Annotated in this window: 21 protein-coding genes and 2 pseudogenes; 12 read left to right on the forward strand and 11 right to left on the reverse strand. The window is 71.0% G+C overall.

Annotation, left to right across the window (positions count from 1 at the left end; translation table 11 throughout):
• Positions 1 to 5: 5 nt before the first annotated feature.
• The 5 genes from OHA11_RS06995 to OHA11_RS07015 form a co-directional block, all read right to left on the reverse strand.
• Positions 6 to 1,226 (reverse strand): Gfo/Idh/MocA family protein, encoded by a 1,221-nt coding sequence (locus tag OHA11_RS06995; RefSeq protein ID WP_266493063.1) that lies wholly within the window; start codon positions 1,224 to 1,226, stop codon positions 6 to 8.
• A 130-nt stretch (positions 1,227 to 1,356) separates the two neighbouring features.
• Positions 1,357 to 2,394 (reverse strand): substrate-binding domain-containing protein, encoded by a 1,038-nt coding sequence (locus tag OHA11_RS07000; RefSeq protein WP_266493065.1) that lies wholly within the window; start codon positions 2,392 to 2,394, stop codon positions 1,357 to 1,359.
• 17 nt (positions 2,395 to 2,411) lie between these two features.
• Positions 2,412 to 3,431: an ABC transporter permease gene (locus OHA11_RS07005; RefSeq protein ID WP_266493067.1), complete on the reverse strand. Its 1,020-nt coding sequence runs from the start codon at positions 3,429 to 3,431 to the stop codon at positions 2,412 to 2,414.
• Positions 3,428 to 4,945, reverse strand: a complete 1,518-nt coding sequence (locus tag OHA11_RS07010; protein WP_266493070.1) for a sugar ABC transporter ATP-binding protein — start codon at positions 4,943 to 4,945, stop codon at positions 3,428 to 3,430. Before OHA11_RS07010 ends, OHA11_RS07005 begins: the two co-directional genes overlap by 4 nt.
• Positions 4,946 to 5,157: 212 nt before the next feature.
• The gene (locus OHA11_RS07015) at positions 5,158 to 6,339 is read right to left on the reverse strand and encodes an ROK family transcriptional regulator (protein WP_266507014.1); all 1,182 of its coding nucleotides are present in this window, start codon (positions 6,337 to 6,339) and stop codon (positions 5,158 to 5,160) included.
• A 240-nt stretch (positions 6,340 to 6,579) separates the two neighbouring features.
• On the opposite strand from OHA11_RS07015, the gene OHA11_RS07020 reads away from it, so the two are divergent.
• Both OHA11_RS07020 and OHA11_RS07025 read left to right on the forward strand, forming a co-directional pair.
• Positions 6,580 to 7,404 (forward strand): NAD(P)H-binding protein, encoded by an 825-nt coding sequence (locus tag OHA11_RS07020; RefSeq protein ID WP_266493073.1) that lies wholly within the window; start codon positions 6,580 to 6,582, stop codon positions 7,402 to 7,404.
• A gap of 178 nt (positions 7,405 to 7,582) precedes the next feature.
• Positions 7,583 to 8,035, forward strand: coding sequence for a PaaI family thioesterase (locus OHA11_RS07025; RefSeq protein ID WP_266493075.1), 453 nt, complete (start codon positions 7,583 to 7,585; stop codon positions 8,033 to 8,035).
• A 49-nt stretch (positions 8,036 to 8,084) separates the two neighbouring features.
• Here the strand turns inward: OHA11_RS07025 and OHA11_RS07030 are convergent, their stop codons facing one another.
• The 4 genes from OHA11_RS07030 to OHA11_RS07045 form a co-directional block, all read right to left on the reverse strand.
• Positions 8,085 to 8,762 (reverse strand): GntR family transcriptional regulator, encoded by a 678-nt coding sequence (locus OHA11_RS07030; RefSeq protein ID WP_266507015.1) that lies wholly within the window; start codon positions 8,760 to 8,762, stop codon positions 8,085 to 8,087.
• A 160-nt stretch (positions 8,763 to 8,922) separates the two neighbouring features.
• Entirely contained in the window at positions 8,923 to 9,861 is a 939-nt protein-coding gene (locus tag OHA11_RS07035) for a beta-ketoacyl-ACP synthase III (RefSeq protein ID WP_266493077.1), read from the reverse strand.
• Between the two features lie 154 nt (positions 9,862 to 10,015).
• Positions 10,016 to 10,162, reverse strand: coding sequence for a hypothetical protein (locus OHA11_RS07040; RefSeq protein WP_266493079.1), 147 nt, complete (start codon positions 10,160 to 10,162; stop codon positions 10,016 to 10,018).
• The gene (locus OHA11_RS07045) at positions 10,134 to 11,465 is read right to left on the reverse strand and encodes an OFA family MFS transporter (protein ID WP_266493082.1); all 1,332 of its coding nucleotides are present in this window, start codon (positions 11,463 to 11,465) and stop codon (positions 10,134 to 10,136) included. Before OHA11_RS07045 ends, OHA11_RS07040 begins: the two co-directional genes overlap by 29 nt.
• A gap of 362 nt (positions 11,466 to 11,827) precedes the next feature.
• On the opposite strand from OHA11_RS07045, the pseudogene OHA11_RS07050 reads away from it, so the two are divergent.
• The 6 genes and pseudogenes from OHA11_RS07050 to fdhD form a co-directional block, all read left to right on the forward strand.
• Positions 11,828 to 12,049: pseudogene (locus tag OHA11_RS07050) on the forward strand (ketopantoate reductase family protein); the annotation flags it as partial.
• Between the two features lie 391 nt (positions 12,050 to 12,440).
• Positions 12,441 to 12,779, forward strand: a pseudogene (locus OHA11_RS07055) (ketopantoate reductase C-terminal domain-containing protein); the annotation flags it as partial.
• 58 nt (positions 12,780 to 12,837) lie between these two features.
• Positions 12,838 to 14,763 (forward strand): molybdopterin oxidoreductase family protein, encoded by a 1,926-nt coding sequence (locus tag OHA11_RS07060; protein WP_266493084.1) that lies wholly within the window; start codon positions 12,838 to 12,840, stop codon positions 14,761 to 14,763.
• 5 nt (positions 14,764 to 14,768) lie between these two features.
• A complete protein-coding gene (locus OHA11_RS07065; protein ID WP_266493085.1) occupies positions 14,769 to 16,601 on the forward strand; it encodes an NADH-ubiquinone oxidoreductase-F iron-sulfur binding region domain-containing protein in 1,833 nt (610 codons plus the stop codon).
• On the forward strand, positions 16,598 to 17,458 hold the full coding sequence (locus tag OHA11_RS07070) for a 2Fe-2S iron-sulfur cluster-binding protein (RefSeq protein ID WP_266493087.1): 861 nt from the start codon (positions 16,598 to 16,600) through the stop codon (positions 17,456 to 17,458). Before OHA11_RS07065 ends, OHA11_RS07070 begins: the two co-directional genes overlap by 4 nt.
• Before the next feature lie 7 nt (positions 17,459 to 17,465).
• Entirely contained in the window at positions 17,466 to 18,329 is an 864-nt protein-coding gene (gene fdhD / locus OHA11_RS07075) for a formate dehydrogenase accessory sulfurtransferase FdhD (protein ID WP_266493090.1), read from the forward strand.
• 136 nt (positions 18,330 to 18,465) lie between these two features.
• Here fdhD and OHA11_RS07080 read toward each other — a convergent pair whose 3' ends face one another.
• Positions 18,466 to 18,993 (reverse strand): isochorismatase family protein, encoded by a 528-nt coding sequence (locus tag OHA11_RS07080; protein WP_266507016.1) that lies wholly within the window; start codon positions 18,991 to 18,993, stop codon positions 18,466 to 18,468.
• Positions 18,994 to 19,284: 291 nt separating this feature from the next.
• On the opposite strand from OHA11_RS07080, the gene OHA11_RS07085 reads away from it, so the two are divergent.
• The 4 genes from OHA11_RS07085 to OHA11_RS07100 all read left to right on the forward strand — a co-directional run bounded on the left by OHA11_RS07085 (position 19,285) and on the right by OHA11_RS07100 (position 23,851).
• Entirely contained in the window at positions 19,285 to 19,557 is a 273-nt protein-coding gene (locus tag OHA11_RS07085; protein ID WP_266493091.1) for a hypothetical protein, read from the forward strand.
• On the forward strand, positions 19,554 to 20,324 hold the full coding sequence (locus OHA11_RS07090; RefSeq protein ID WP_266493092.1) for a collagen-like protein: 771 nt from the start codon (positions 19,554 to 19,556) through the stop codon (positions 20,322 to 20,324). Before OHA11_RS07085 ends, OHA11_RS07090 begins: the two co-directional genes overlap by 4 nt.
• 319 nt (positions 20,325 to 20,643) lie before the next feature.
• Positions 20,644 to 22,605 (forward strand): sialidase family protein, encoded by a 1,962-nt coding sequence (locus tag OHA11_RS07095; protein ID WP_266493094.1) that lies wholly within the window; start codon positions 20,644 to 20,646, stop codon positions 22,603 to 22,605.
• 10 nt (positions 22,606 to 22,615) lie between these two features.
• Positions 22,616 to 23,851, forward strand: coding sequence for a DUF4185 domain-containing protein (locus OHA11_RS07100; RefSeq protein WP_266493095.1), 1,236 nt, complete (start codon positions 22,616 to 22,618; stop codon positions 23,849 to 23,851).
• Here OHA11_RS07100 and OHA11_RS07105 read toward each other — a convergent pair.
• Positions 23,790 to 24,833: a bile acid:sodium symporter family protein gene (locus OHA11_RS07105; RefSeq protein ID WP_266493097.1), complete on the reverse strand. Its 1,044-nt coding sequence runs from the start codon at positions 24,831 to 24,833 to the stop codon at positions 23,790 to 23,792. The two genes, OHA11_RS07100 and OHA11_RS07105, sit on opposite strands and share 62 nt — an antisense overlap.
• Positions 24,834 to 24,889 lie beyond the last annotated feature (56 nt).

Raw genomic sequence — 24,889 nt, forward strand, 5'->3', positions numbered from 1 at the left:
CTTCCTCAGCTCGCTGTGGGGGTGTAGACGGAGTTCTTCTCGGCGCTCTCCTCGACCGCCGCGAGGACGCGCTGCACCTGCAGCCCGTCGGCGAAGGAGGGCAGCGGCTGCCCGCCGTCGGCGATCGCGTGCACCAGGTCGCGGGCCTGGTGGACGAAGGTGTGCTCGTATCCGAGGCCGTGGCCCGGCGGCCACCAGGCCTCCAGGTAGGGGTGGTCGGGTTCGGTGACGAGGATGCGGCGGAAGCCGGCGTGGGTGCCGGGCTCGGTCGCGTCGTGGTACGAGAGTTCGTTGAGGCGCTCCAGGTCGAAGGCCAACGAGCCGTTGTCGCCGTTGAGTTCGATGCGCAGGGAGTTCTTGCGGCCGGTCGCGAACCGGGTGGCCTCGAAGGACGCGAGGGCGCCCGAGGCGAACCGTCCGGTGAACAGGGCGGCGTCATCGACCGTGACCGCCCCGAGTCCGCCGCCCCCGGCCGCCGAGAGTCCGCTGGAGGAGCCGGCCGGCAACGGCCGCTCCCGTACGAAGGTCTCGGTGAGTGCGGACACTCCCACGACCGGCTCCCCCGCCAGGTACTGCGCGAGGTCGACGATGTGCGCGCCCAGGTCGCCGAGCGCGCCCGAGCCCGCCGTCTCCTTGCGCAGCCGCCAGGTGAGCGGGAACTCCCGGTCCACCAGCCAGTCCTGAAGGTATGTCACCCGTACGTGCCGCAGAGTGCCGAGGCGCCCCTCGGCGATCATCCGCCGGGCGAGTGAAGTGGCGGGCACCCGGCGGTAGTTGAAGCCGACCATCGCCACCTGGCCGCGTCCGGCGGCGGCTTGGGCGGCCTCGGCCATCGCCTCGGCCTCCTCGACCGTGTTGGCGAGGGGCTTCTCGCACAGCACGTGCTTGCCCGCGGCGAGCGCGGCGATGGCGATCTCGGCGTGGCTGTCGCCGGGGGTGCAGATGTCGACCAGGTCGACGTCGTCGCGGGCGATCAGCGCCCGCCAGTCGGTCTCGGCGGCCGCCCAGCCGAGCCGGTCGGCCGCCGCTCGTACAGCTCCTGCGTCACGGCCGCAGACGGCGGCGAGGACCGGTCGGCGCGGCAGGTCGAAGACGCGGCCCACGGTGCGCCAGCCCTGGGAGTGGGCGGCGCCCATGAACGCGTATCCGACCATGCCCACGCCCAGCGGCGGCCTTCCGGCCGCTGCCCCGGCCTGTGCCTCGTCGGGCTGCTGCGGCTGTCCCATGCGGAGGTCCTCCTCTTCGTCGTGGCGCGGTGGGGGGTGTTGTGCGACAGCGCTCCGCGGGGTGCGTGGGTTGTCTGCGGGTCCGTTTTGGCTGGTCGCGCAGTTCCCCGCGCCCCTGAACAGGCGCGGCCTACTTGAAGCCCGTGGGCAGGTACTGCTTGACGTTGTCCTTGTCGACGACCGCCGAGTAGAGGGTCAGGGAAGCCGGGATCTCGAACTCGGCGAGGCCGCCGATGCCCTTGCTCTGACCGAGGGCGCGGGCGAGGTCGATCGCGGACGCGGCCATGGTGGGCGGGTAGAGGACGGTGGCCTTGAGGACGCTGTTGTCCGACTCGATGGCCTGCATGGCGGACAGGGCGCCCGCGCCGCCGACCATCAGGAAGTCGTCGCGTCCGGCCTGCTCGATGGCGCGCAGGGCGCCGACTCCCTGGTCGTCGTCGTGGTTCCACAGGGCGTCGAAGTTCGACTGGGCCTGGAGGAGTTGGGACATCTTGGCCTGTCCCGACTCGACGGTGAACTCGGCGGCCTGGCGGGCGACCTTCTTGATGTTCGGGTAGTTCTTGAGAGCCGCGTCGAAGCCCTGCGTGCGCTGCTTCGTCAGCTCCAGGTTGTCGAGCCCCGCGAGCTCGATGACCCGGGCACCCTTCTTGTCCTTGAGCTGCTCGCCGATGTAGTGGCCGGCGTTGAGGCCCATGCCGTAGTTGTCGCCGCCTATCCAGCAGCGGTACGCCTGCGGGGAGTTGAAGATCCGGTCGAGGTTGACGACCGGGATGCCCGCGCGCATGGCCTGGAGGCCGACCTGGGTGAGCGCCTTGCCGTCGGCGGGCAGCACCACCAGGACGTCGACCTTCTTGTTGATCAGCGTCTCGATCTGGCCGATCTGCTGGGCGGTGTCGTTGGAGCCCTCCGTGATCTCCAGCGTCACGTCCTTGTACTTCTTGGCGCGGCTCTTGGCGTTGTCGTTGATCGCGTTGAGCCAGCCGTGGTCGGCCTGCGGGCCGGCGAAGCCGATGGTGACCTGCTTGCCGGGCTTGTCGTCGGCGGCGGGCTGGTCGTTGGAGGACGGCTCGTCGTCGGACTCGTTGCTGGTGCAACCGGCGAGGAGGACACCGGCCGAGACGGCGGCGGTGCCGAAGAGCAGTCCTCTGCGGCTCGTGAGCTCTGGCATGGCGGTGAACCCTTTCCTCAGGTCGTGCTGGCGGTACGTCGCTGGACGAGCACGGCGGCGACGATGATCGCGCCCTTGGCGATCTGCTGGACGTCGCTCTGCAGGTTGTTCAGGGCGAAGATGTTGGTGATCGTGGTGAAGATCAGGACGCCGAGCACCGAGCCGACGATGGTGCCGCGTCCCCCGGTGAGCAGGGTGCCGCCGATGATCGCGGCGGCGATGGCGTCGAGTTCGTAGAGGTTGCCGTTGGTGTTCTGGCCCGAGCCGGACAGGATGATCAGCAGGAAGGCCGCGATGCCGCAGCACAGTCCGGAGAGCAGGTAGAGGTAGAGGCGCTGGCGGCGTACGTCGATGCCGGCGAGCCGGGCCGCTTCCGCGTTGCCGCCGACGGCGACCGTGCGGCGGCCGAAGGTGGTGCGGTTGAGCACGAGCCAGCCGATGATCGTCACGACCGCGAACACCATGACGAGCGGCGGGACGCCGAGGACGTAGGAGTCGCGCTCGCCGAGGTCGAGGATGCCGTCGACGGTGACGACCTGGGTGTTGCCGTCGGTGATCTGGAGGGCCAGGCCGCGGGCCGAGGCGAGCATGGCCAGGGTCGCGATGAACGGCACCATGGCGCCGTACGCGATCAGCACCCCGTTGACGAGGCCGCAGCCGACCCCGACGAGCACCGCCGTGAAGAGGATTCCGGTGAAGCCGAAGTCCTGGGTGGCGACGGTCGTCGCCCACACCGAGGCGAGCGCGACGATCGCGCCGACGGACAGGTCGATACCGCCGGAGATGATGACGAAGGTCATGCCGACCGTGACGACACCGATCACCGAGGCCTGGGTGAGGACGAGTTGGAGGTTGCGGGTGTCGAGGAACTCGTCGGGCTTGGTGATGCCTCCGATGAGGATCAGGGCGGCGAGCACACCGAGCAGCGAGAGCGTGCGGACGTCGGCGCGGGCCACGACCGCCCGCCACGGACTGGGTTCCACCTGTGGTGACAGCTTCGGGATTTCGTCCCGGGGCGGGGACACGGGCTGCGTCATGACGCCGGGCTTCCTTCCAAGACGAGGTCGAGTACGCGGTGTTCGTCGAGCTCCCGGGCGGGCGCCGTGTGCACGACCCGGCCCTCGCGGAGCACCAGGACGCGGTCGGCGAGGCCGAGGACCTCGGGTACTTCGCTGGAGACCAGGAGCACGGCCAGGCCTTCGTCCGCGAGGCGGCGGATGACGGCGTACAACTCGGCACGGGCGCCGACGTCGACGCCGCGGGTCGGTTCGTCGAGCAGCAGCACCCGGCAGCCACGCAGCAGCCAGCGGGCCAGGACCGCCTTCTGCTGGTTGCCGCCGGAGAGGGTCCGCACGGGTGCGGACGGGTTGTCGGGACGCAGTGACAGTTCACGCGTCGCCTGCCGCGCCGCGTCCCGCTCGGCGCTCCGGTCCAGCCAACCTCCGTACGAGAAGCGGGACATGGAGGACACCGACACGTTCCGGGTGACGGACTCCAGCATCAGCAGGGCCTGTGCCTTGCGTTCCTCGGGGGCGAGGCCGAGTCCGGCGCGGACGGCGGCGCGGACGCTGCCGGGCTTCAACCGCTCTCCGTCGACGAGGACTTGACCGCTGCTCGGCTTCCGGGCGCCGTAGATGGTCTCCAGGATCTCGGAGCGGCCGGAGCCGACGAGTCCCGCGAGGCCGACGATCTCGCCGGGTCGCAGGGTGAGGTCGAGCGAGGCGAACTCACCGTCCCGGGCGAGGCCTTGGACCTCCAGCACGGGATCGGGCAGCGCCTGGTGCGTGGGCCGCTCCGGGAAGACGTACTCGACGTTCCGCCCCGTCATGAGGGCGACGACCTCGCGGGTCGGCGTCGACTTCGCGGGCAGTCCGCCCGCCACCGCCCGGCCGTCCTTCAGGACCGTGACCCGGTCGCCGATGCGGCGGATCTCCTCCAGGCGGTGCGAGATGTAGACGACGGCGACGCCCTCCGTGGTCAGGTCGCCGACGATGCGGAAGAGGTTGTCGACCTCGTCCGGGTCGAGCGCCGCGGACGGTTCGTCCATGACGATGAGGCGTACGTCGTGGGAGAGCGCCCGCGCCATGGAGACGATCTGCTGCTGGGCGGCGGACAACTCACCGACGAGCCGACCGGGATCGATCTCCGAGTGCCCAAGTCGCTTGAGGAGGGCGGCGGTTGAGGACCTGGCGTCCTTTCCACGTACGACAAATCCGGCGGTCGTCGGTTCATGGCCGAGGTAGACGTTCTCGGCCACCGACAGGTGCTCCACCAGGTCGAGTTCCTGGTAGATGGTGGCGATGCCGAGGCGCATCGCGGCGATGGGCGAGCGCAGGGTGACCCGTTCGCCGCGCCAGGTGATCGTGCCGTCGTCCGGCTGGTGGGCGCCTGCCAGGACCTTGATGAGCGTGGACTTCCCCGCGCCGTTCTGGCCGAGCAGGCAGTGCACTTCGCCGCTCTGGACGTCGAGATCGACGCCGTCGAGGGCCCGGACACCGGGGAACGACTTGGTGATGCCGGACATGGTGAGCAGGGGTGGTTCTGGAGCCATGACGGTTCCCCTCGGCGTGCGGGCCGGTCTCAGGGCAGGGCGAAGCAGGGTGCGTGGTGCGCGGTAGCGGCTCTGGATGGAGCGCTGCTGTTGCGGCTCTGGAGAAAGTGGCGCTCTTGCGACTCGGGAGAAGTGGCGCTTTTGCGGCTCTGGCGAGGTGGCGCTCTTGCTGCTCTGGCGAGATGGCGCTCTTGCTGCTCTGGTTGCAGGCGTTACGCGGGTGAGAACAGGTGGTCGCTGATGAGCCGGGCCGCGCCGATGACTCCGGCGGTGGGGCCCAACTCCCCCAGGACAATGGGCAGGTTGCCGGTCGCCAGGGGAAGCGACTGGCGGTAGACCTGGGTGCGGATCGCGGCGAGCAGGGTGTGGCCGAGTCCGGTCACCCCGCCGCCGATCACCACCAGGCCCGGATTGAAGAAGCTGACGAGTCCGGCGATGACCTGGCCGGTGCGGTTGCCGCCCTCGCGGATCAGATCGAGCGCGGTGGCGTCGCCCGCGGCGGCCGCGGCGGCGACGTCGACGGCGCTCAGGGCGCCCGCCGCCGCCAGCCGTGCCGCCAGTTCCTGGGAATGCCCCTGCTGGGCGGCCTCCGTGGCGTCGCGGGCGAGCGCGGCGCCGCTGAAGTGGGCCTCCAGGCAGCCCCGGTTGCCGCACGCGCACGGGCGGCCGTCCGGTACGGCCTGGATGTGGCCGATGTCGCCCGCGCTGCCCGTCGTACCGCGGTAGACCTCACCGCCGACGACGATCCCACAGCCGATACCGGTACCGATCTTGACGCAGAGGAAGTCACCCACGGAACGGGCCACGCCCGCGTGTTGCTCCCCCATCGCCATCAGGTTCACGTCGTTGTCGACCATGACGGGGCAGCCGAGGTCCTGACTCAGCGCCTCGCGCACCGGGAACCCGTCCCAGCCCGGCATGATCGGCGGGGCGACCGGGACGCCCTCGGGGAAGCGGACCGGGCCGGGTACGCCGATGCCGGCGCCGTCGAACCCCTCAGCCAGCCCCGAGGCCCTCAACTTCGCGGCCATGGACAAGACTTGCTCGAAGACCGCGACCGGGCCCTCGCGTACGTCCATGGGCTGGTTGATGTGCCCCAGCACCTCCAACTCCGCGTTGGTGACGGCCACATCGACCGAGGTGGCGCCGATGTCGACCCCGAGGAAGCGCAGCGCGGGAGCGAGCCGGATGTTGTGGGAGCGGCGGCCGCCGCGCGAGGCGGCGAGTCCATCGGCCACCACGAGGCCGGTTTCCAGCAGCCGTTCGACCTCGACGGCCAGTTTGGAGCGCGACAGGTCCACCTGATCGCCCAGCTGGGCCCGCGAGTTGGGACCCCCGTCACGCAACAGCCTGAGCAGCCGCGCCTGGTGGGCGTTTCCGGGTCGCGCCGTCATACGTCTCACGAGCCCCTCCCCGCCTCATCGGCACCGCCGTCATTGGCTTTCGAGGGGAACGTAGCAGTGGCTGCCGAACCTGGGAAGAAGTTGCGCACGAATTGCCGACGACTTCTTCCACTCAGAGGACAAAGGAAGTTGGGGTCCTGGCCCGGCGCAGACGGACGCAGCAGGATGGGCGCCCTGACTGACTCGGGGCCGCCGTGGCCCGGAGCGGAAGAGGCGGAAGCGGGGGAAGACATGATTCTGGTGACGGGTGCCACGGGGAACGTGGGGGCCGGTGTGGTGCGCGCGGTCACCGCCGCGGGTGCGCCGGTCCGCGCGTTGAGCCGTTCGGGCGAGGCGGCCGGACTGCCGCGGGGGGCCGAGGGGGTGGCCGGTGATCTGAACCGCCCGGAGACCGTACGGGACGCGCTCGACGGGGTGCGCGCCCTGTTCCTGATGCCGGGGTACGAGGGGCAGCGGGCCGTCCTCGCCGACGCGCGGGCGGCGGGTGTCGAGCGGGTGGTGATGCTCTCCGGCAAGTCGGCGGAGGTCGACGACGGCAACGCGGTCACCCGCTATCTGCGGGCCGCGGAGGACGGGGTGCGTGAGTCCGGGCTCGCCTGGACGTTCCTGCGGCCCGTGAGTTTCATGTCGAACGCGGTGTCGCTCGCGGACCAGATCCGCAAGGGCGACGAGGTGCGGGTGCCGTTCCCCGGTGTCCGTACGGCGGACATCGACCCGTACGACATAGCCGAGGTCGCCGCCCGTGCCCTCCTCTCCCCCGAACACGCGGGCCGCGTCCACACCCTGACGGGACCTCAGTCGCTGCTGCCCGCCGACCGGATCGCCGTCCTCGGTGAGGTACTGGGCCGCGAGCTGCGTACGGTCGGACTCACGGACGAGGAGGCCCGCGAGGCGCTGGGGGCCGCGTTCCCGCCTCCGTACGCCCAAGCGTTCCTCCGCTTCTTCGCCGACGGGATCCTGGACGAGTCCCAGGTCCTGCCGACGGTCGAGGAGGTCACGGGGCGACCCCCGCGGACGTTCCGGGAGTGGGCGACGGAACACGCGAACGCGTTCTGAAGCACCCGGCCCGCCCGACCCCTCCGGGCCCGCCCTACCTCTCGTCGGCCCGCCCCTGCCTCTCGACTCGACAGGCCGCCTTACCCCTGAGGTAATCGACCTGGCCGGGGAACGGGGTCAGGCTGGTACCCGTACGCGGTACCGCCCGCCCCCTCCTTTCCCGAGAGGTCCGCCCGACATGACGAACGAAGACGCCCTCGCCCCCGACGCGAAAGCCACCGGCCCCGCCCCCGATCCTGCTCTCGACGCGCTGCTGGCCGCCGTGCCGTTCGCGGTGGAGCTGGGTATCGAACTGGAGGCGGCCGGGCCGGAGTTCGCCGGGGCCGTCCTGCCGTGGTCGCCGCGGCTGTGCACGGTGGGCGGGGTGCTGCACGGCGGGGCGCTGATGGCGCTCGCCGACACGGCGGGCGCGGTGTGCGCGTTCTTCAACCTGCCCGCGGGCGCGGGGACTTCGACCGTGGAGTCCAAGACCAACTTCTTCCGCGCGGTCCGGTCCGGACACGTCCGCGCGGAAGCCCGGCCCCTCCACACGGGCCGCTCGTTCATCGTGATCCAGACGGACCTGTACGACGCCGAGGGAAAACGGGTGGGCCAGACGACACAGACGCAGGCGGTGCTGGGTACCGGGTGAGGCACGGAACCCATGGCGCCGCTGGTGAGGACCTCAGCATTCCCGTCGGCTAGTCGCGCGGTCGTGCGTGGTACGTCCTGCGGGTGTGTTCCGTGTGGGCGCGCATGACCTCGGTCGCGCGTTGTTCGTCGCGGGCCGCGATCGCGGCGATCAGGTCGCGGTGTTCGATCCAGGACTGGTGGCCGCGCTGCCTGGCGACCGGCGTGTAGTACCAGCGGACCCGGCGGTCGACCTGCGCGGCCAGTTCGGCGAGGACCGTGTTGCCCGCGAGCTCCATGACCTTCGCGTGGAAGTGCGCGTTCATCGCGACCGCCCCGTCCACGTCGTCGGCGGCGACCGCCTCCTCGCCCTGGGCGCACAGCTCCTCAAGGGCGGCGATACCGGCCGTGCCCGTGTTGGCCGCCGCGAGCCGGGCGGCCTCGGCCTCCAACAGCGTGCGTACGGTGAGGAGTTGGTCGGCCTCCGCCTCCGTCGGCTCGTGCACGAACGCGCCCTGGGCGGGCCGCAGGTCGACCCACCCCTCGGTGTTCAGCCGCTGCAACGCCTCGCGCACGGGCTGACGGGAGACCCCGAGGTGCCCCGCCAGCTCGCTCTCGACGAGATGCTGGCCGGGCCGCAGGGCACGCGTCGTGATGAGTTCGAGCAGCGCCTCGTAGACGCGGTCGCGGAGCGGACCCGGCCGTTCGAGCTTCGGCACCGACCCCTGCGGCAGTCCGGTCGACAACATCACGGTCCCCCTCCTGGGCAGCGGCGGCGTGCACGTCGGCAGCGCGCCGACACGGCAGCCTCAAAGAGCCAGTATCAATTGTCTTTCGTCTACAGTCTACGGCGCACAATGACCAGCCCAAGGGGGAGTTGGCCTGGTCACACCACGGCATACCCGCACGTCACGGGCAGCGGATGACCTGTCCCGCGTACGAGAGGTTGCCGCCGAAGCCGAAGAGCAGGACCGGGTCGCCGGTGGAGATCTCGCCGCGTTCGACGAGCTTGGACAGGGCGATCGGGATGCTGGCGGCGGAGGTGTTGCCGGACTCGGTGACATCGCGCGCGACGACGGCGTTCACGGCGCCGATCTTCGCGGCGAGGGGCTCGATGATGCGCAGGTTCGCCTGGTGCAGCACGACCGCGGCGAGTTCCTCGGGGGTCAGCCCGGCGCGCTCGCAGGCCGCGCGCGCGAGGGACGGGAGCTTGGTGGTCGCCCAGCGGTAGACGCTCTGGCCCTCCTGCGCGAACCGCGCGGGGGTGCCCTCGATACGGACCGCGTGCCCCATCTCGGGCACCGAGCCCCACAGCACGGGCCCGATGCCGGCGTCCTCGGCGGCCTCGACGACCGCGGCCCCCGCCCCGTCCCCGACGAGCACACAGGTCGTACGGTCCGTCCAGTCGGCCACGTCGGACATCTTGTCGGCGCCGATGACGAGCACCCGGGTCGCGGCACCGGCGCGTACGGCGTGGTCGGCCGTGGCCAGCGCGTGCGTGAAGCCCGCGCAGACGACGTTGACGTCCATGGCGGCGGGCGACGGGATGCCGAGGCGGGCGGCGACCCGGGCGGCCATGTTCGGCGACCGGTCGACGGCGGTGGAGGTGGCCACCAGGACGAAGTCGATGTCGCCGGGGGCGAGGCCGGCGGCCGCGAGGGCCTTGGCGGCGGCGTGCGCGGCCAGGTCGTCGACGGGCTCGTCTGGTCCGGCGATATGGCGCGTGCGGATACCCACCCGGCTCGTGATCCACTCGTCGCTGGTGTCGACCAGGTCCGCCAGGTCCTCGTTGGTGAGAATCCTGGCGGGCTGGTAGTGGCCGACAGCGGCGATGCGCGAGCCGTTCATGGGCGGTCCCTTTTGGTTGCCTGGGTAACGGGACTCACCAGTCTGATCAAGTACCCGCGGGTACGAGGACACGTAAAGCCACAGGATTGGTGTGCGACCCTTGTCGGCTTCTGTCAGGCCCTCGGAGGCTCGAACATCTATCCTGTGAACACTTCTATCCCGTGAACAACTGTGTGGCCTTCTGTACGAGCTCGTACAGACCATAGACCAACGGCGCCCCCACCCAGAGCCAGGCGAAGGCGATCAGCCCACGGCGGTCGGACGTACTGCCGTCAGGCGGACTGCTGTCGCTCGTGGACATCGGCGGCCTCCTTCTGGGCTGGCAAGTGGTGACGGACGTTGACGGGACGGACCAGCTCGTTGGCGACGAAGCCGATCACGAGCAGCCCGATCATGATGATCAGTGACACTCCGTAGAGGGACGCTCCGGATTTGCCGACCTCCTCCTGCCGGTCCGCGATCCAGTTGACGATCAGTGGTCCGAGGACTCCGGCGGTCGACCAGGCGGTGAGCAGCCGCCCGTGGATCGCGCCGACCTGGTAGGTCCCGAAGAGGTCCTTCAGATAGGCGGGGATGGTCGCGAAGCCGCCCCCGTAGAAGGAGAGGATCACCAGGGCGCAGCAGATGAACAGCGGCTTCGAGGAGTCCCCGACCCAGGCGATGAGGGCGTACATCAGCGCGCCGACACCCAGGTAGACGCGGTAGATGTTCTTGCGTCCGATCAGGTCGGACGTCGACGACCAGCCGATACGGCCCGCCATGTTCGCCGCGGACAGGAGGGCGACGAATCCGGCCGCCGCCGACACCGAGACGGGTGTGGAGGTGTCCGAGAAGAAGTCCGTGATCATCGGGGCGGCCTTCTCCAGGATGCCGATGCCCGCGGTCACGTTCATACAGAGCACCACCCACAGGCACCAGAACTGCGGCGTGCGAATGGCGCTGTTCGCGGAGACCTGTACGCCTTCGAGCGGCGCCGGACCGCCGTCGGCCGCGGTCTTCGTGGCGCGCGGTACACGGACCAGGAACACGCCGAGGGACATGAAGACGGCGTACGTCAGCCCGTGCACGAGGAAGGCCTGCGCGATGCCGGTGTTGTCGGAGCCGAAGGACTCCAGCATCTGCGCGGACCACGGCGAGGCGATGAGCGCGCCGCCGCCGAACCCCATGATGGCGATGCCGGTGGCCATGCCGGGCCGGTCCGGGAACCACTTGATGAGCGTGGAGACGGGCGAGATGTATCCGATGCCGAGGCCGATGCCGCCGACGAAGCCGTAGCCGAAGACGATCAGCCAGTACTGCTCGGTGACGGCGCCGAGCGCGGAGAGCAGGAAGCCCGACGAGAAGCAGATCAGGGCGACCGTCATCGCCCAGCGCGGCCCGTTGCGTTCGACGAGTGTGCCGCCGAACGCGGCGGACAGGCCGAGCATCACGATGCCGAGCTGGAAGGGCAGGGCGCTCTGGGTGCCGCTGAGGTCCAGCGCGGACTCCAGGGACGGCTTGAACACGGACCAGGCGTAGGCCTGTCCGATGGAGAGGTGGACCGACAGGGCCGCGGGCGGGACCAGCCAGCGGCTCCAGCCCGGTGGGGCTACAGGGGGACTCATGATCCCGGACGATAGAAAGCGGTCGCACTGTTGGGAAGGCGGCCGCCCGAACGCGTATCCCGTATGCGGTGAGCGGTATGCCGGGCGCGACGAGCGGTCGGTTCGGGCCGACGAACGGTCGTTCAGGCCCAACTCCATGGTTCTACCAAGGGTGTTCGGGACGCGACACACAGCGAATCCCGTGCCCGCGCAGGTCGATTCCCGGCCGCGGCCCCACGTGTCGCGGTGCCGCGCGAAAGCGTGTCGCAGGTGCTGCGCGAACTCTTGCTGCCCCAACTCCCATACTGTAGACAATATTCAGTCGACATGGTTCAACGCTGTCAGCGTCTCCTCGGTACCCTCGACCGAACGGAGCCCCTCCCGTGAAAGTGGCAGTTCTCGGCGCCGGTGCGATCGGCGCCTACGTCGGTGCCGCGCTCCATCGCGCGGGTGCCGATGTGCACCTCATCGCCCGTGGACCGCATCTGGCGGCCATGAGGCAGCACGGAGTGCGAGTGCTCAGCCCGCGCGGTGACTTCACCGCACGGGCCCACGCCACCGACGACCCGGCCGAGGTCGGCCCGGTCGACTTCGTCTTCCTGGGCAACGACGCCTGGCTCAAACTGCTCGGCAACATCTCCTTCAACCGTTCTTGGGCAGTGAGCGGGAGCGAGCCCGCGCACTGGCACGCCCCGAACGGTCTTGGGCGCACTGGTCGTCCGCTTTCGCAACCGGGCGGCGACACGGATCCTGGTCCGGCCCCGGAAGGGCGGAGTCCCTCACGACCTGGCCATGTGGATGCAGCCAGAGGCGACGGGGAGGCCCCGAACCATCACTCCGGTGGAGCAGGGGCCCCGCACGCTGGCACCACACCCGGCGTCCCAGATCGCGCTGCCCACGCTACCCCGGCCCGCACCAGACCTCGCAAGCCCGAAAGCCGACCATCACACGATCGAGCTAAACCGGCCCAACGTGCGCTCCACGGTGACCAGTTGCCACCCCATCAGCGCCCTGGCCCGCGCGACCATGCGGCAGATGTGCCTGCACGGCGGTACGCGCCGGGTCATCGAGATCATGATGGCCGAGACGCTCGCGGTCGCCGAGGCGCTGGGCTGTGAGGTGGGCGTCTCCATCGAACGGCGGCTGGCCGGCGCGGAGCGCGTCGGCGACCACCGCACCTCGACGCCCCAGGACCTGGAGCGCGGCAAGCCGCTCGAACTCGACGTCCTGCTCGCCGCCGTCGTCGAACTCGCGGAGATCACCGACGTCCCGGTGCCCACGCTCCGCACCGTCCACGCCATCTCGGACCTCCTCGCCCTGAGGACAGCCGCATGAGGACCCGCCGCATGAGGACAGCCATGAGCACCCGCATGAGGACCGTGAGGACCACCGCATGAGGAAGCGCGACCGAACTCCCAAGATCTACAACCGACTTGAGTACCCACTGGTCCGTGACTCCCGCGACGAACCCTTCCGGAGGGCGAGTTGGGACGAGGCCCTGGACCGTGCCGCCCGCGGCCTGGGCGCGGCACGCGACGCGTTCGGCATGTTCTCCTGCGCCCGCGCGACCAACGAGATGAACTACGTGGCGCAGAAGTTCGCCCGCGTGGTCATGGGCACCAACAACGTCGACTCCTGCAACCGGACCTGCCACGCGCCCAGCGTGGCGGGCCTGTCGGCCGCCTTCGGCTCGGGCGGCGGGACCTCCTCGTACACGGAGGTCGAGCACACCGACCTCATCGTGATGTGGGGTTCCAACGCCCGTTTCGCGCACCCGATCTTCTTCCAGCACGTCCTGAAGGGGATCAGGAACGGCGCCCGGATGTACGCGGTCGACCCGCGCCGCACGTCCACGGCCGAGTGGGCGGAGAGCTGGCTCGGGCTGAACGTCGGCACGGACATCCCGATGGCGCACGCGATCGGCCGCGAGATCATCCGGGCGGGGCTGGCCAACGACGCGTTCATCGAGCGGGCGACCACCGGCTTCGAGGAGTACCGGCGGCTCGTCGAGCCCTGGACGCTGTCCCTCGCCGAGAAGGTGACGGGCGTACCGGCCGCCGCGATACGGGAGTTGGCGCACGCCTACGCCCGCGCCGAGCGCGCCCAGCTGTGCTGGACGCTCGGCATCACCGAGCACCACAACGGCACGGACAACGTCCGCGCGCTCATCAATCTGTCGCTCCTGACGGGCCATGTGGGGCGGTTCGGCTCGGGGTTGCAGCCCCTGCGCGGGCAGAACAACGTGCAGGGCGGCGGCGACATGGGCGCCATCCCGAACCGGCTGCCCGGCTTCCAGGACATCCTCGACCCGGACACCCGGCTGAAGTTCGAGTCCGCCTGGGACACCGTCATCCAGCCCCACTACGGGATGAACCTGACCGAGATGTTCGAGGCCATGGAGGAGGGCACGCTCAAGGCCGTCTACTGCATCGGCGAGAACCCGGCGCAGTCGGAGGCCGACAGCGAGCAGGCGGTACGGCGCATGCGGGCCCTCGACTTCCTCGTCGTCCAGGACATCTTCCTGACGAAGACGGCCGAGCTCGCGGACGTCGTCCTGCCCGCGACGGCCGGCTGGGCCGAGACCGAGGGCACGACGACCAACAGCGAGCGGCGGGTTCAGCGGGTGCGGCGTGCGGTCGTCCCGCCCGGTGAGGCCCGCGAGGACATTGACATCCTCTGCGACCTCGCCTCCCGACTGGGCCACGAGTGGAAGTACGCGGATTCCGAGGCCGTCTGGAACGAGCTGCGGTCGGTGTCCCCGGACCACTTCGGGATGACGTACGAGCGGCTGGAGGAGCACCAGGGCATCCAGTGGCCGTGCCCGGAGACGGACCGGCTCGAACCGACCTATCTGCACGGGCGGTTGTGGGCCGCCGACCGGGCCGAGCGCGGCCGGCTCGCGCCCTTCGGGCTGGTCCAGCACGACCCGCCGGTCGACCTGACGGACGAGGAGTACCCGATCCGGCTGACCACCGGGCGGCGGCTCGACTCGTACAACACCGGGGTGCAGAGCGGCGGTTTCGCCTCGCCGCTGCGGCGCGGGGAGTACGTCGAGCTGTGCCCGGAGGACGCGGAGCGCTACGGCGTGGTGGTCGGTGAGGAGGTCCAGGTCTCCTCGCGGCGCGGGGCGGTGGTGGCGCCGGTGTGGATCGACCCGGCGCTGCGGCCCGGGCTCGCGTTCATGACCATGCACTTTCCCGACGAGGTGGACACCAACCAGCTGACGATCGAGGCCAATTGCCCGATCGCGGGGACGGCGGAGTTCAAGGCGTCGGCGATCCGGATCGACAAGCTGCCGGTAGCGATTCAAGTGAGGTGACGTAAGTGGACCTGCGCTTCGGTGACAGCAAGCCGACGGACGAGGAGCGGGCGGCGGTCGACGCGCTGCTCGGTCCTCCGGAGTCTTCGTGGGAGGGCGCCGACCGTTCCGACGCCGACCTGAGGTGGGCACGCGGCGGGCGGGCGGCCCGGGAACGCCGTGACCTGCTGTTGCCGGGGCTGCACGCCGTCAACGACCGGATCGGCTGGATCAGCGAGGGCGCCCTCGACTACCTCTGCCGACGGCTGACCGTGCCGCCGGCGGAGGCGTACGGGGTCGCCACCTTCTACGCGATGTTCTCGGTGAAGCCGCGGCCCGCGACGGTCCTGCACGTGTGCACGGACCTCGCGTGCGCGGCGGCCGGGGCATCGGAGCTGTGCGCGGGCGTCGAGGCCCGGCTCGGCCGCGGCAGCGGTGTCGGCGTCGAGCGCAGCCCCTGCCTGGGCCTGTGCGAGCGGGCTCCGGCCGCGCTGGCGATCAGGGCCGGGGATCCGGTGCGTACGGCCGTGTCGGCGCCCGCGACGGTCGAGCGGGCCGTGCTCGCGGCGAGCGCGCCCGACTCGGCGCCCGAGGAGCCTCCGGCGGCCCTGGCGGTACCGCAGACGGCCCAGGCGGGCCGTGAGGAGCTCGTGCTGCTGAGCCGCGTCGGTGTGGTCGACCCGGCCTCGCTGGACGACTACCGGGCGCGCGGCGGCTACACGGCCCTGCGGCAGGCCTTCGCGATCGGCCCCGCCGGGGTCATCCGCGAGGTGACCGACGCGGGCCTGGTCGGGCGTGGCGGCGCCGCCTTCCCCACCGGCCGCAAATGGCAGGCCACGGCGTCGGGGCCCGACCATCCGCACTACCTCGTCTGCAACGCCGACGAGTCCGAGCCGGGCACCTTCAAGGACCGCGTGGTCATGGAGGGCGACCCGTACTCGCTCGTGGAGGCGATGACGATCGCGGGGTACGCGGTCGGGGCGCACAAGGGCTACCTGTATCTGCGCGGCGAGTACCCGCGGGCGCTGGAACGCATGGAGCACGCCATCGGGCAGGCACGCGCGCGCGGGCTGCTCGGCGACGACGTCCTCGGCCAGGGGTACGCCTTCGACATCGAGATCCGGCGCGGCGCGGGCGCGTACATCTGCGGCGAGGAGACCGCCCTCTTCAACTCGATAGAGGGGTACAGAGGAGAGCCGCGGTCGAAACCGCCCTTCCCCGTAGAGAAGGGTTTGTTCGGCAAACCCACTGCCGAGAACAACGTCGAGACGCTGGTCAACGTGCTGCCCATCCTCACGATGGGGGCGCAGGCGTACGCCGCGATCGGCACCGGCAAGTCCACCGGACCGAAGCTGTTCTGCGTGTCGGGCAGCGTGGACCGGCCCGGCATCTACGAGCTGCCGTTCGGCGCGACGCTCGGCGAACTGCTGGACCTCGCGGGCGTACGTAAACGTTTGCGCGCGGTGCTGCTCGGCGGCGCGGCCGGTGGTTTCGTACGGCCCGACGAGCTGGACATCCCGCTCACCTTCGAGGGCACGCGGGAGGCGGGCACGACGCTCGGTTCCGGGGTCGTGCTGGCCTTCGACGACGCCGTTCCGCTGCCGCGTCTGCTGCTGCGGATCGCCGAGTTCTTCCGCGACGAGTCCTGCGGACAGTGCGTGCCGTGCCGGGTCGGGACCGTGCGCCAGGAGGAGGCGCTGCACCGCATCGTCGAGCGGACGGGCGCGGACGCGGCGTCCGACATCGCCCTGCTGCGCGAGGTGGGCCGTGCCATGAAGGACGCCTCGATCTGCGGTCTCGGGCAGACCGCGTGGAACGCCGTGGAATCCGCCATCGACCGTCTGGGGGCGTACGAATGACCTTGATACCGCTGGGGATCCCCCGCCGTCTGCTGGAGTTCACGATCGACGGTGAGCCCGTGCGGGCCCCGGAGGGGTCGACGATCCTCGACGCCTGCCGATCGGTGGGCAAGGACGTCCCGACCCTCTGCCAGGGCGACACGCTCGCCCCCAAGAACGCCTGCCGCGTCTGCGTCGTCGAGGTCGAGGGCTCGCGCACCCTCGCCCCGGCGTGCTCCCGCAAGGCCGAGGCGGGCATGCGGGTGCGGACGGACACCGAGCGCGCCCGGCACAGCCGCAAGATCGTCCTCGAACTCCTCGCGTCCTCGGTCGACCTGTCGACCACACCGGAGGTCGCCGGGTGGCTCAAGGAGTACGAGGCGAAGCCCGACCGCTTCGGCCCGGACGCGGCCCGTCTCGACGAGGAGCCGAAGGTCGACAACGACCTGTACGTGCGCGACTACGACAAGTGCATCCTCTGCTACAAGTGCGTGGACGCCTGCGGCGACCAGTGGCAGAACACCTTCGCGATCTCGGTCACCGGGCGCGGCTTCGACGCCCGGATCGCCGTCGAGCACGACGCGCCGCTCACCGATTCGGCATGCGTGTACTGCGGCAACTGCATCGAGGTGTGCCCGACGGGCGCGCTGTCGTTCAAGTCGGAGTTCGACATGCGGGCGGCGGGTACGTGGGACGAGCCGGCGCAGACCGCGACGACCACGGTGTGCGCGTACTGCGGAGTGGGCTGCAATCTCACCCTGCACGTGCAGGACAATGAGATCGTGAAGGTCACCTCGCCGCACGACAACCCGGTGACCCAGGGCAACCTCTGCATCAAGGGCCGCTTCGGCTACCAGCACGTACAGAACCGGGACTGATCAGGACATGGGACGAGTCACGGAACGACGCAAGGTGATCCGCATCCGGGACGGGGCGGTCTCCACCCGCCCGGACACGCTCGTCGCCGAGGAGCCACTGGAGATCCGCCTCAACGGCAAACCCCTCGCGATCACGATGCGCACCCCGGGCGACGACTTCGCGCTCGCGGCGGGCTTCCTGGTCAGCGAGGGGGTGCTGGGCGCGGCCGACGAGCTGCAGAACATCGTCTACTGCGCGGGTGCGACGGTGGACGGTTCGAACACGTACAACATCGTCGACGTGCGGACCGCGCCCGGCGTCGTCATCCCCGACATCACGCTCGAACGCAACGTGTACACGACCTCGTCCTGCGGCCTGTGCGGCAAGGCGAGCCTGGACGCGGTCCGTACGACCGCCCGCTGGTCGATCGACGACACGGCGGGCGACACGGCTCCCCCGGTGCGGCTCGAACCCGAACTGCTCGCGAGCCTCCCCGACCGGCTGCGCGCGGCGCAGCGCGTGTTCGACCGGACCGGGGGTCTGCACGCGGCGGCGCTGTTCACGGAGGACGGCGAACTCGTCGACATCCGGGAGGACGTGGGCCGGCACAACGCGGTCGACAAGCTGGTCGGGCGCGCCCTCCAGAACGGCTCGCTGCCGCTCTCCCGCACGGTCCTGCTGGTCTCGGGCCGGGCCTCCTTCGAGCTGGCGCAGAAGGCCGTGATGGCGGGCATCCCGGTCCTCGCGGCGGTCTCGGCGCCGTCCTCGCTGGCGGTGGACCTGGCCGCCGAGTCGAACCTGACACTGGTCGGCTTCCTGCGGGGCACCTCCATGAACGTGTACGCGGGCGAGCACCGCATCGCCCTGCGGGCCGCGGCCGCCCAGGGCTGACCGGTCTCCCCGCTGCACGGCGGCGGGGCCCCCATCCGGCGGGGAGCGCCCCCTGCGCCGGAGTGGGCCCCGTCTCAGGGGAACCCTGGGACCTCAGGGGAACCCTGAAGCCGACCGCACGCCCGATGCACGGGGCTCAGCCCCCGGCGAACCGCACCTTCGAAGCCGTGACGACCGTGCCCAGGCGAGGGAAGTCCAGCTTCACGGATGCCTCGTGTTCGGGGCCGGTGAGGGCGGACATGGCGTCCTCGACGAAGACGAGGTCGTAGCCGAGGTCGCCGGCGGCGCGGGCGGTGGACTCGACGCCGAGGTTGGTGGCGATGCCGCCGAACACCAGCGAGGAGACGCCGCGTTCGCGGAGCCGCTCGTGCAGTCCGGTGCCCTGGAAGCCGCCGATGGTCCGCTTCACGATCTCGATGTCCCCGTCCGCCGCGAGCCCCGCCACCAGCCCGCTGCCGGGCGGCTGCTCGTGGACCCCGGCCCGCTCGACCCGCACGAGCACGACGGGCGCGCCGACCTGCCGGAAGGCGGCCGCCAACTCCTCGGCGGCGGTGACGACTTCGGTCCCCTTGTGGGGCTCCAGGGGCAGTCCGACGATGCGGTCCATCAGATCGACCAGCACGAGGGCGGTACGTGCGGGGTCGAGAGCGAGGCGGGGATCCATGTCCGGTGCGTTCATGACGGAACGTTAGCCCGCATCAGCCGTCCGTACCGGAAATCCGGATCAACAGGCCCATGAACTGCTCGGTTTGGACCACGTATCGGCAACAAGGTGCGCACCTGGAACCGGTGTGTATCGGGAACCGGTGGTACAGCCGGATATGACGCTCCGTCAGCACCCGTCCGGACGCACCACCGGGGCGGGCGCGTACCCCCGCGGCTCTTGCCTCGTTGCTCCGGACGACCTCGAACGGGCCCGTACGCACGGCCCGTCGTCCAGGTAGGAGGCAGTTACTTGGATGCCGGTACCACCCTGCTCGGCTCGTTACTTGCCTGCGCGGGCGCGCTGGGCGCGGCTGTCGTGGCGTACTTGGGGAAGCGGGGCGAGAACGCCCTGAACGGCTACTCCAGCCTGACCGAGAAGCTCCAGTCCGAGCGCGACCGCCTTGAGCGCCAGATCGCCGAACGCGACACGCGCATCGACGAGTTGTCGACGATGCACACCGCCGACCAGTCGGAGATCGCCCGTCTGCGACTCGACATCCACCGACTGGGAGGAGCGCCATGAACCGGTTCCAGCGGCTGCTTGCCCTGCGCTGGCGCAGCATCTTCCTCGTCTGTGTGCTGATCGCGCTCAGCGGCATCGCGGTCATCCTGTGGGCGCGGATCGACGCCGGCGACCGCCGGGCCGACGAGCTGCGCGCCGAGGCCGACCGGCGCGGCGAGGCCGTGTCGACGCTGGTCCAGGACGTACGCGATCTGCGCGCCCAGGTCGAGGCCGGCGGCGGCACCCCGGCGGCACCCGATCCGTCCGACGCCGTGGACGACCTGCTCGACCGGGTGCGGGTGCCCGCCGCGGCCCCCGGTGAACCGGGCGCCAAGGGCGACCGGGGCGCGACCGGTGCGGGCGGGGCACCCGGGCCCGGCGGCGGCCGCGGACCACGCGGCGAGACCGGGCCGCCCGGACCGTCGGGCTCCCCGGGTCCGCCCGGACCCTCGGGAGAGCCGGGAGAGCCCGGCGCGCCCGGCGAACCGGGTCCCGCGGGCGCCGACGGACTGAACGGAGCCCACGGCGCGGACGGAGCGGGTGGTCCCGCCGGGCCGCCCGGTTCCGACGGCTCACAGGGCTACCAGGGCCCGAAGGGCGATCCCGGCGCCAAGGGCGAGAAGGGCGACCCCGGCCCCTCCTGCCCGGACGGCTACACCCTCCAGGTACCCGCCGGCGACCCGGACGCCCTGGTCTGCCGCAGAACCGGCGGCGCGGCCCCCGCTCCCGAGCCCGCGGGGCTCCTCCCGGTGCCGCCGCCACTGCTCCGACGGAGGGAACTCGCCTAGCGACGGCACGCTTCTTCGCGACCCGCGGCACCTGGTGTTCCACAGTCACCGGGCGGGCTCTCGTGATCATAGAAAGAGAAGAGGAGTCCGCCCGACCGCCGAATCGCGAACCCGCCCGACCGCCGAGGGGAGGCGCACACCACCACGCGGCACCAAGACCTCGTCCGCCGTGCGCCAACTTCCCCCGCCACGACCCGTGCACGCTTCTTGTGGGGTGCCTGAAAGCCCAAGTAGCGTCTGTGGCGCGCACGTTGGACGTGGGATGTCCAGATGTCCAGACGTATCCAGATGTCCAGACGCATGAAGGGCAGGTCGCACCATGCCGTCAAGCATTCGCGCACGTCTCAGATCCACTGCTCGCGCACGCCTCGGCTCCACCCTGACAGCGGTTCTCACCGCGACCGCGCTGCTCGGGCTGCCTAGCACCGCGCACGCCCAACCGGCCGACGGGCCGACCGAATCCGCGAGGTCCGCCGCGTATACCGCGTCCACCGGGTCCACCGCGTCCACCGGGTTCGAGCAGCAGGTGCTCTTCAGGGCCTCGCAGGATCCCGGCTATGCCTGCTATCGCATCCCGGCCGTCGTGAAGACGACGAAGGGGACGCTGCTCGCGTTCGCCGAGGGCCGGGTGAACGACTGCAGCGACGCCGGCGACATAGACATCGTGCTCAAGCGCTCCACCGACGGCGGCCGCACCTGGGGCCCGCTCCAGGTCGTCAACGAGGGCGCGGGCGACACGCACGGCAACCCCGCCCCGATCGTGGACCGCGAGACCGGCCGCGTCGTACTGGCGGAGACGTACAACACGGGCCGTACGGACGGCCGGAACTGCGACGTGCCGTGCGACCGCACCCCGCACCTGCAGCACAGCGACGACGACGGGCTGACCTGGTCCGAGCCGCGCGATCTCAGCGACGAGATCCTGCCCGCCCACTGGAACTCCTGGTACGCGACCGGTCCCGTCCACGGCATCCAGCTGACCCGGGGCAGCCACGCGGGCCGGCTCGTCTTCGGCGTCAACACCGAGACGTGGAACGGCAGTCGGGTGAGCGCCAACCACGCGGCGCTCATCGTCAGCGACGACGGCGGCGACCACTGGCGGATCGGGGCGACGGACTCCTGGCCGATCGCGGACGACGGCACGTTCCGGCAGAAGCCGTCCGAGGTGTCTATGACCGAGCGCGCCGACGGGACGATCCTCGTCAGCGGACGCGAGCAGGACGGCACCGCTCTCGGCCACCGCACCCAGGCCTTCAGCAGCGACGGCGGCGACAGCTTCGCCTCGCCCTTCCATGCCCTCCCGGACCTCTACGCGCCCCAGGTACAGGGTTCCACTCTGCGGGTGGGCAACCGCATCCTGCTCGCCTGCCCTGGCGACCCGGACCGCCGCCGCACGATGACGATCCGCTCCTCCTACAACGGCGGACGCACCTGGGAAAGCGTGGACCGCGGCAAGGTCGTCACGACGGACTGGTCCGGGTACTCGGACATGGTGGACATCGGCGCCGACACGGTGGGCCTGATGTACGAGGGCGGCGCAGTGGACGCGCGCGACGAGATCCGGTTCGCGCGGTTCACCCAGGACTGGCTGGGACCCCGCCGCGGCCCGGACCCGACCACCGCCGACCTCGCCCCGCAGGCACCCGCCGCGACGGTCCTCGGCGGGGCCGGGGAGACGGACGGCGTGTTCGGCGGCGCCCTGGAGTTCGACGGCACCGACGACGCCGTACGCCTGCCCTACCGTGACGAACTGCCGCTCGGGACAAAGGACTTCACCGCGTCGCTCTGGTTCCGCTACACGGCCACCACCGGTGAGCAGCCGCTGCTGTGGATGGGCGGGGTCGGTGGCACCCAGCCGCAGGTGTGGCTGCGCGGCGAACCCGCGAGCGGCCGCCTCCAGGGGCTGATCACCGTACGGGACGGCGCGAGCGCCCCGCGGTCCGCGTCCGTGCGCACGACCGGCGCGTACAACGACGGCCAATGGCACCATCTGGCGCTGCGCCGCGGCGGCGGACAGCTCACGCTGTTCATCGACGGGACCTCGATCAGCACCGCGGACGTGCCGGGTTCCGTGAGCCGCAACTCGCCGTTCGGCGTGCACATCGGCCAGAAGCTCGACAGCCGGGCGCACTTCACGGGCGCGATCGACGACGTACGGGTCTACGACCGGGCGCTCAGCGACGCCGAGCTGACCGATGCGCGGACCGGTACGGGAACCGCCAGTGTGACCCGGGACACCGTGCTGTGGCTGCCCATGGACCGGGTGACCGGCAGCCACTAACGTCCCGGACGTGCCCGACGACGCACGAGCACGACAGCGCACGGGGGCCGGGCTTGGCCTGCTCCTGGCCCTGGCCCTCGGGGCCGTCCTGCTCACCGCCCTCCCGGCGGACAAGGACCGGGAGGGCTCCTGCCGGGCCCGTACGGTCACGTCGTGGGCCGCGGACTCGGGGCTCACCGGCGAGTTCGCGCGGTACGGGGACGACGCCTCGCGGGCCGACGACTGGACCGGCGGCGACGGCACCCACTCGGTGCGGCTGCCGGACGGCCGGGTGCTGTGGCTGTTCTCGGACACATATCTCGGCCAGGTGTACCGGCCGCCGAACCCGGCGGGCGAGTCCTACGCGTGGCGGGACACCACCGCGCCCCTGGTGCGCAACTCGGCCGTGGTCATGGACGACGGCCGCCTCCAACGCACCCTCCCCGCGCCGCTGTTCGCGGACCCGGCCCCGGGCCAGTGGCGCTGGCCGGTGGCCGCCCGGGTCGAGCCGCGCTCCCCCGGCTCCTCCGAACAGGTCGTACGGGTCGTGCTGTGGACCCGTACGACCGGCGCGTACCCCTGGATCTACGGCGTGCCGACGGCCACCGAGGTGGCCACGCTCTCGCTGCCCGATCTGCGGCTCGAAGGCATCGTGCGAATCCTCGACCAGCAGCGGGTCCAGGACCCGGCGCGGCGGGTGCTGTTCGGCACGACCGCGCTGACCGACGACGGCGACTGGACGTACGTCTTCGGCGGCGACGACGCGCGGGCCGCCGCCCAGCCCGCGTCGAAGGCGTACGTCGCGCGGGTGCCCCGGGGGCGGCTGGCGGATCCCGGCGCTTGGCGGTACTGGGACGGCGAGCGGTGGACCATCCCCTCGCTCATGAAGCCCGTGCTGGGCGACGGCGGGCGAAAGGGGGTGGGAAGCGCCTTCACGGTCGCCCGCGACGGGGGCACGTATGTGCTGTTCACGATGGCGGCGGGCGCCGAGGGTCTGACGACCGTCACCTCGTACTGGGCGTGCTCCCCCACCGGGCCCTGGTACGGGCCCGGCAAGGGCTTCAGCCCGCCCCTGCCGGAGCAGCGGGCGGGCGTGGCCGCGTACAACCCGCAGCTCCACCCGACGGTGAGCCGGGGCAGGCTCGTGCTCAGCTACGACGTCAACTGGCTGGACGCGAGCGGCGGTGTCGCGGCGCAGGCGAACCTCAGCCGGAACGTGTCCCTGTACCGACCGCGATTCGTGACTCTGCGGCTGGGGCCGGGGTGACGGGCTGGTCCGCCTCGGGGTCGCGGGAGCGGCGTTTGGCGATGACCGCGCAGACCATGAGCTGCATCTGGTGGAAGAGCATCAGTGGCAGGACGGCCAGTGAGGCGTGGGCGCCGAACAGTACGCTCGCCATGGGCAGTCCGGCCGCCAGGGACTTCTTCGACCCGGCGAACTGGATGGCGACGCGGTCCTCGCGGTTGAAGCCGAGCGCCTTCGAGCCGTACCAGGTGAGCGCCAGCATCACGGCGAGCAGCACGGCCTCGACCGCGAGCAGACCGCCCAGGCGCAGCGGGCTGACCTGGTGCCAGATGCCCTGCACCATGCCCTCGCTGAACGCGGTGTAGACGACCAGGAGTATCGACCCGCGGTCGACGTATCCGAGGACCTTCTTGTGGCGGGTGATGAAGCCGCCGATCCACCGCCGCAGCACCTGCCCCGCCAGGAACGGCACGAGCAGTTGGAGCACGATCTTCAGCAGCGAGTCGGCCGAGAACCCGCCCCCGCTGCTGCCGAGGAGCACCGCGGCGAGCAGCGGAGTGAGCACGATGCCCACGAGGGAGGAGAACGAGCCCGCGCAGATCGCGGCGGGTACGTTGCCGCGCGCGATGGAGGTGAAGGCGATCGAGGACTGGACCGTGGACGGGACCAGGGTGAGGAAGAGCAGACCGGTGTAGAGCGAGTGGTTCAGGAGCACCGGTTCGAGGCCGCGCGCCGCCAGACCGAGCAGCGGGAACAGCACGAATGTGCAGGCCAGGACCGTGATGTGGAGGCGCCAGTGGCGCAGGCCGTCCATCGCCTCGCGGGTGGACAGGCGGGCCCCGTAGAGGAAGAAGAGGAAGGCGATCGCCGCGGTGGAGGCGCCGGACGCGACATCGGCTCCGGTCCCCCGGGCGGGCAGAAGGGCGGCGAGGCCCACCGTCCCGAGCAGCAGCAGGATGTACGGGTCGATCGGCAGCCAGGACGGCCACTTCAGGCGTTTCACGGTGCTCCGTTGCTCAGTCGGTTCAGTGCGGCGGTTCAGTGCGGCGGTTCAGCGCG

This window comes from Streptomyces sp. NBC_00878, assembly GCF_026341515.1.
Taxonomy (GTDB): Bacteria; Actinomycetota; Actinomycetes; order Streptomycetales; family Streptomycetaceae; genus Streptomyces.

Excerpts from the sequence above, each read along its gene's own strand:
- OHA11_RS07035 (WP_266493077.1), bottom strand. The coding sequence starts at position 9,861 with ATGAACGGCTCGCGCATCGCCGCTGTCGGCCACTACCAGCCCGCCAGG.
- OHA11_RS07060 (WP_266493084.1), top strand. The coding sequence starts at position 12,838 with ATGAGGAAGCGCGACCGAACTCCCAAGATCTACAACCGACTTGAGTAC.
- OHA11_RS07095 (WP_266493094.1), top strand. The coding sequence starts at position 20,644 with ATGCCGTCAAGCATTCGCGCACGTCTCAGATCCACTGCTCGCGCACGC.
- OHA11_RS07030 (WP_266507015.1), bottom strand. The coding sequence starts at position 8,762 with ATGTTGTCGACCGGACTGCCGCAGGGGTCGGTGCCGAAGCTCGAACGG.
- OHA11_RS07015 (WP_266507014.1), bottom strand. The coding sequence starts at position 6,339 with ATGACGGCGCGACCCGGAAACGCCCACCAGGCGCGGCTGCTCAGGCTG.
- fdhD (WP_266493090.1), top strand. The coding sequence starts at position 17,466 with ATGGGACGAGTCACGGAACGACGCAAGGTGATCCGCATCCGGGACGGG.
- OHA11_RS07080 (WP_266507016.1), bottom strand. The coding sequence starts at position 18,993 with ATGGATCCCCGCCTCGCTCTCGACCCCGCACGTACCGCCCTCGTGCTG.
- OHA11_RS07070 (WP_266493087.1), top strand. The coding sequence starts at position 16,598 with ATGACCTTGATACCGCTGGGGATCCCCCGCCGTCTGCTGGAGTTCACG.
- OHA11_RS07010 (WP_266493070.1), bottom strand. The coding sequence starts at position 4,945 with ATGGCTCCAGAACCACCCCTGCTCACCATGTCCGGCATCACCAAGTCG.
- OHA11_RS06995 (WP_266493063.1), bottom strand. The coding sequence starts at position 1,226 with ATGGGACAGCCGCAGCAGCCCGACGAGGCACAGGCCGGGGCAGCGGCC.
- OHA11_RS07040 (WP_266493079.1), bottom strand. The coding sequence starts at position 10,162 with ATGTCCACGAGCGACAGCAGTCCGCCTGACGGCAGTACGTCCGACCGC.
- OHA11_RS07045 (WP_266493082.1), bottom strand. The coding sequence starts at position 11,465 with ATGAGTCCCCCTGTAGCCCCACCGGGCTGGAGCCGCTGGCTGGTCCCG.
- OHA11_RS07025 (WP_266493075.1), top strand. The coding sequence starts at position 7,583 with ATGACGAACGAAGACGCCCTCGCCCCCGACGCGAAAGCCACCGGCCCC.
- OHA11_RS07020 (WP_266493073.1), top strand. The coding sequence starts at position 6,580 with ATGATTCTGGTGACGGGTGCCACGGGGAACGTGGGGGCCGGTGTGGTG.
- OHA11_RS07090 (WP_266493092.1), top strand. The coding sequence starts at position 19,554 with ATGAACCGGTTCCAGCGGCTGCTTGCCCTGCGCTGGCGCAGCATCTTC.
- OHA11_RS07005 (WP_266493067.1), bottom strand. The coding sequence starts at position 3,431 with ATGACGCAGCCCGTGTCCCCGCCCCGGGACGAAATCCCGAAGCTGTCA.
- OHA11_RS07000 (WP_266493065.1), bottom strand. The coding sequence starts at position 2,394 with ATGCCAGAGCTCACGAGCCGCAGAGGACTGCTCTTCGGCACCGCCGCC.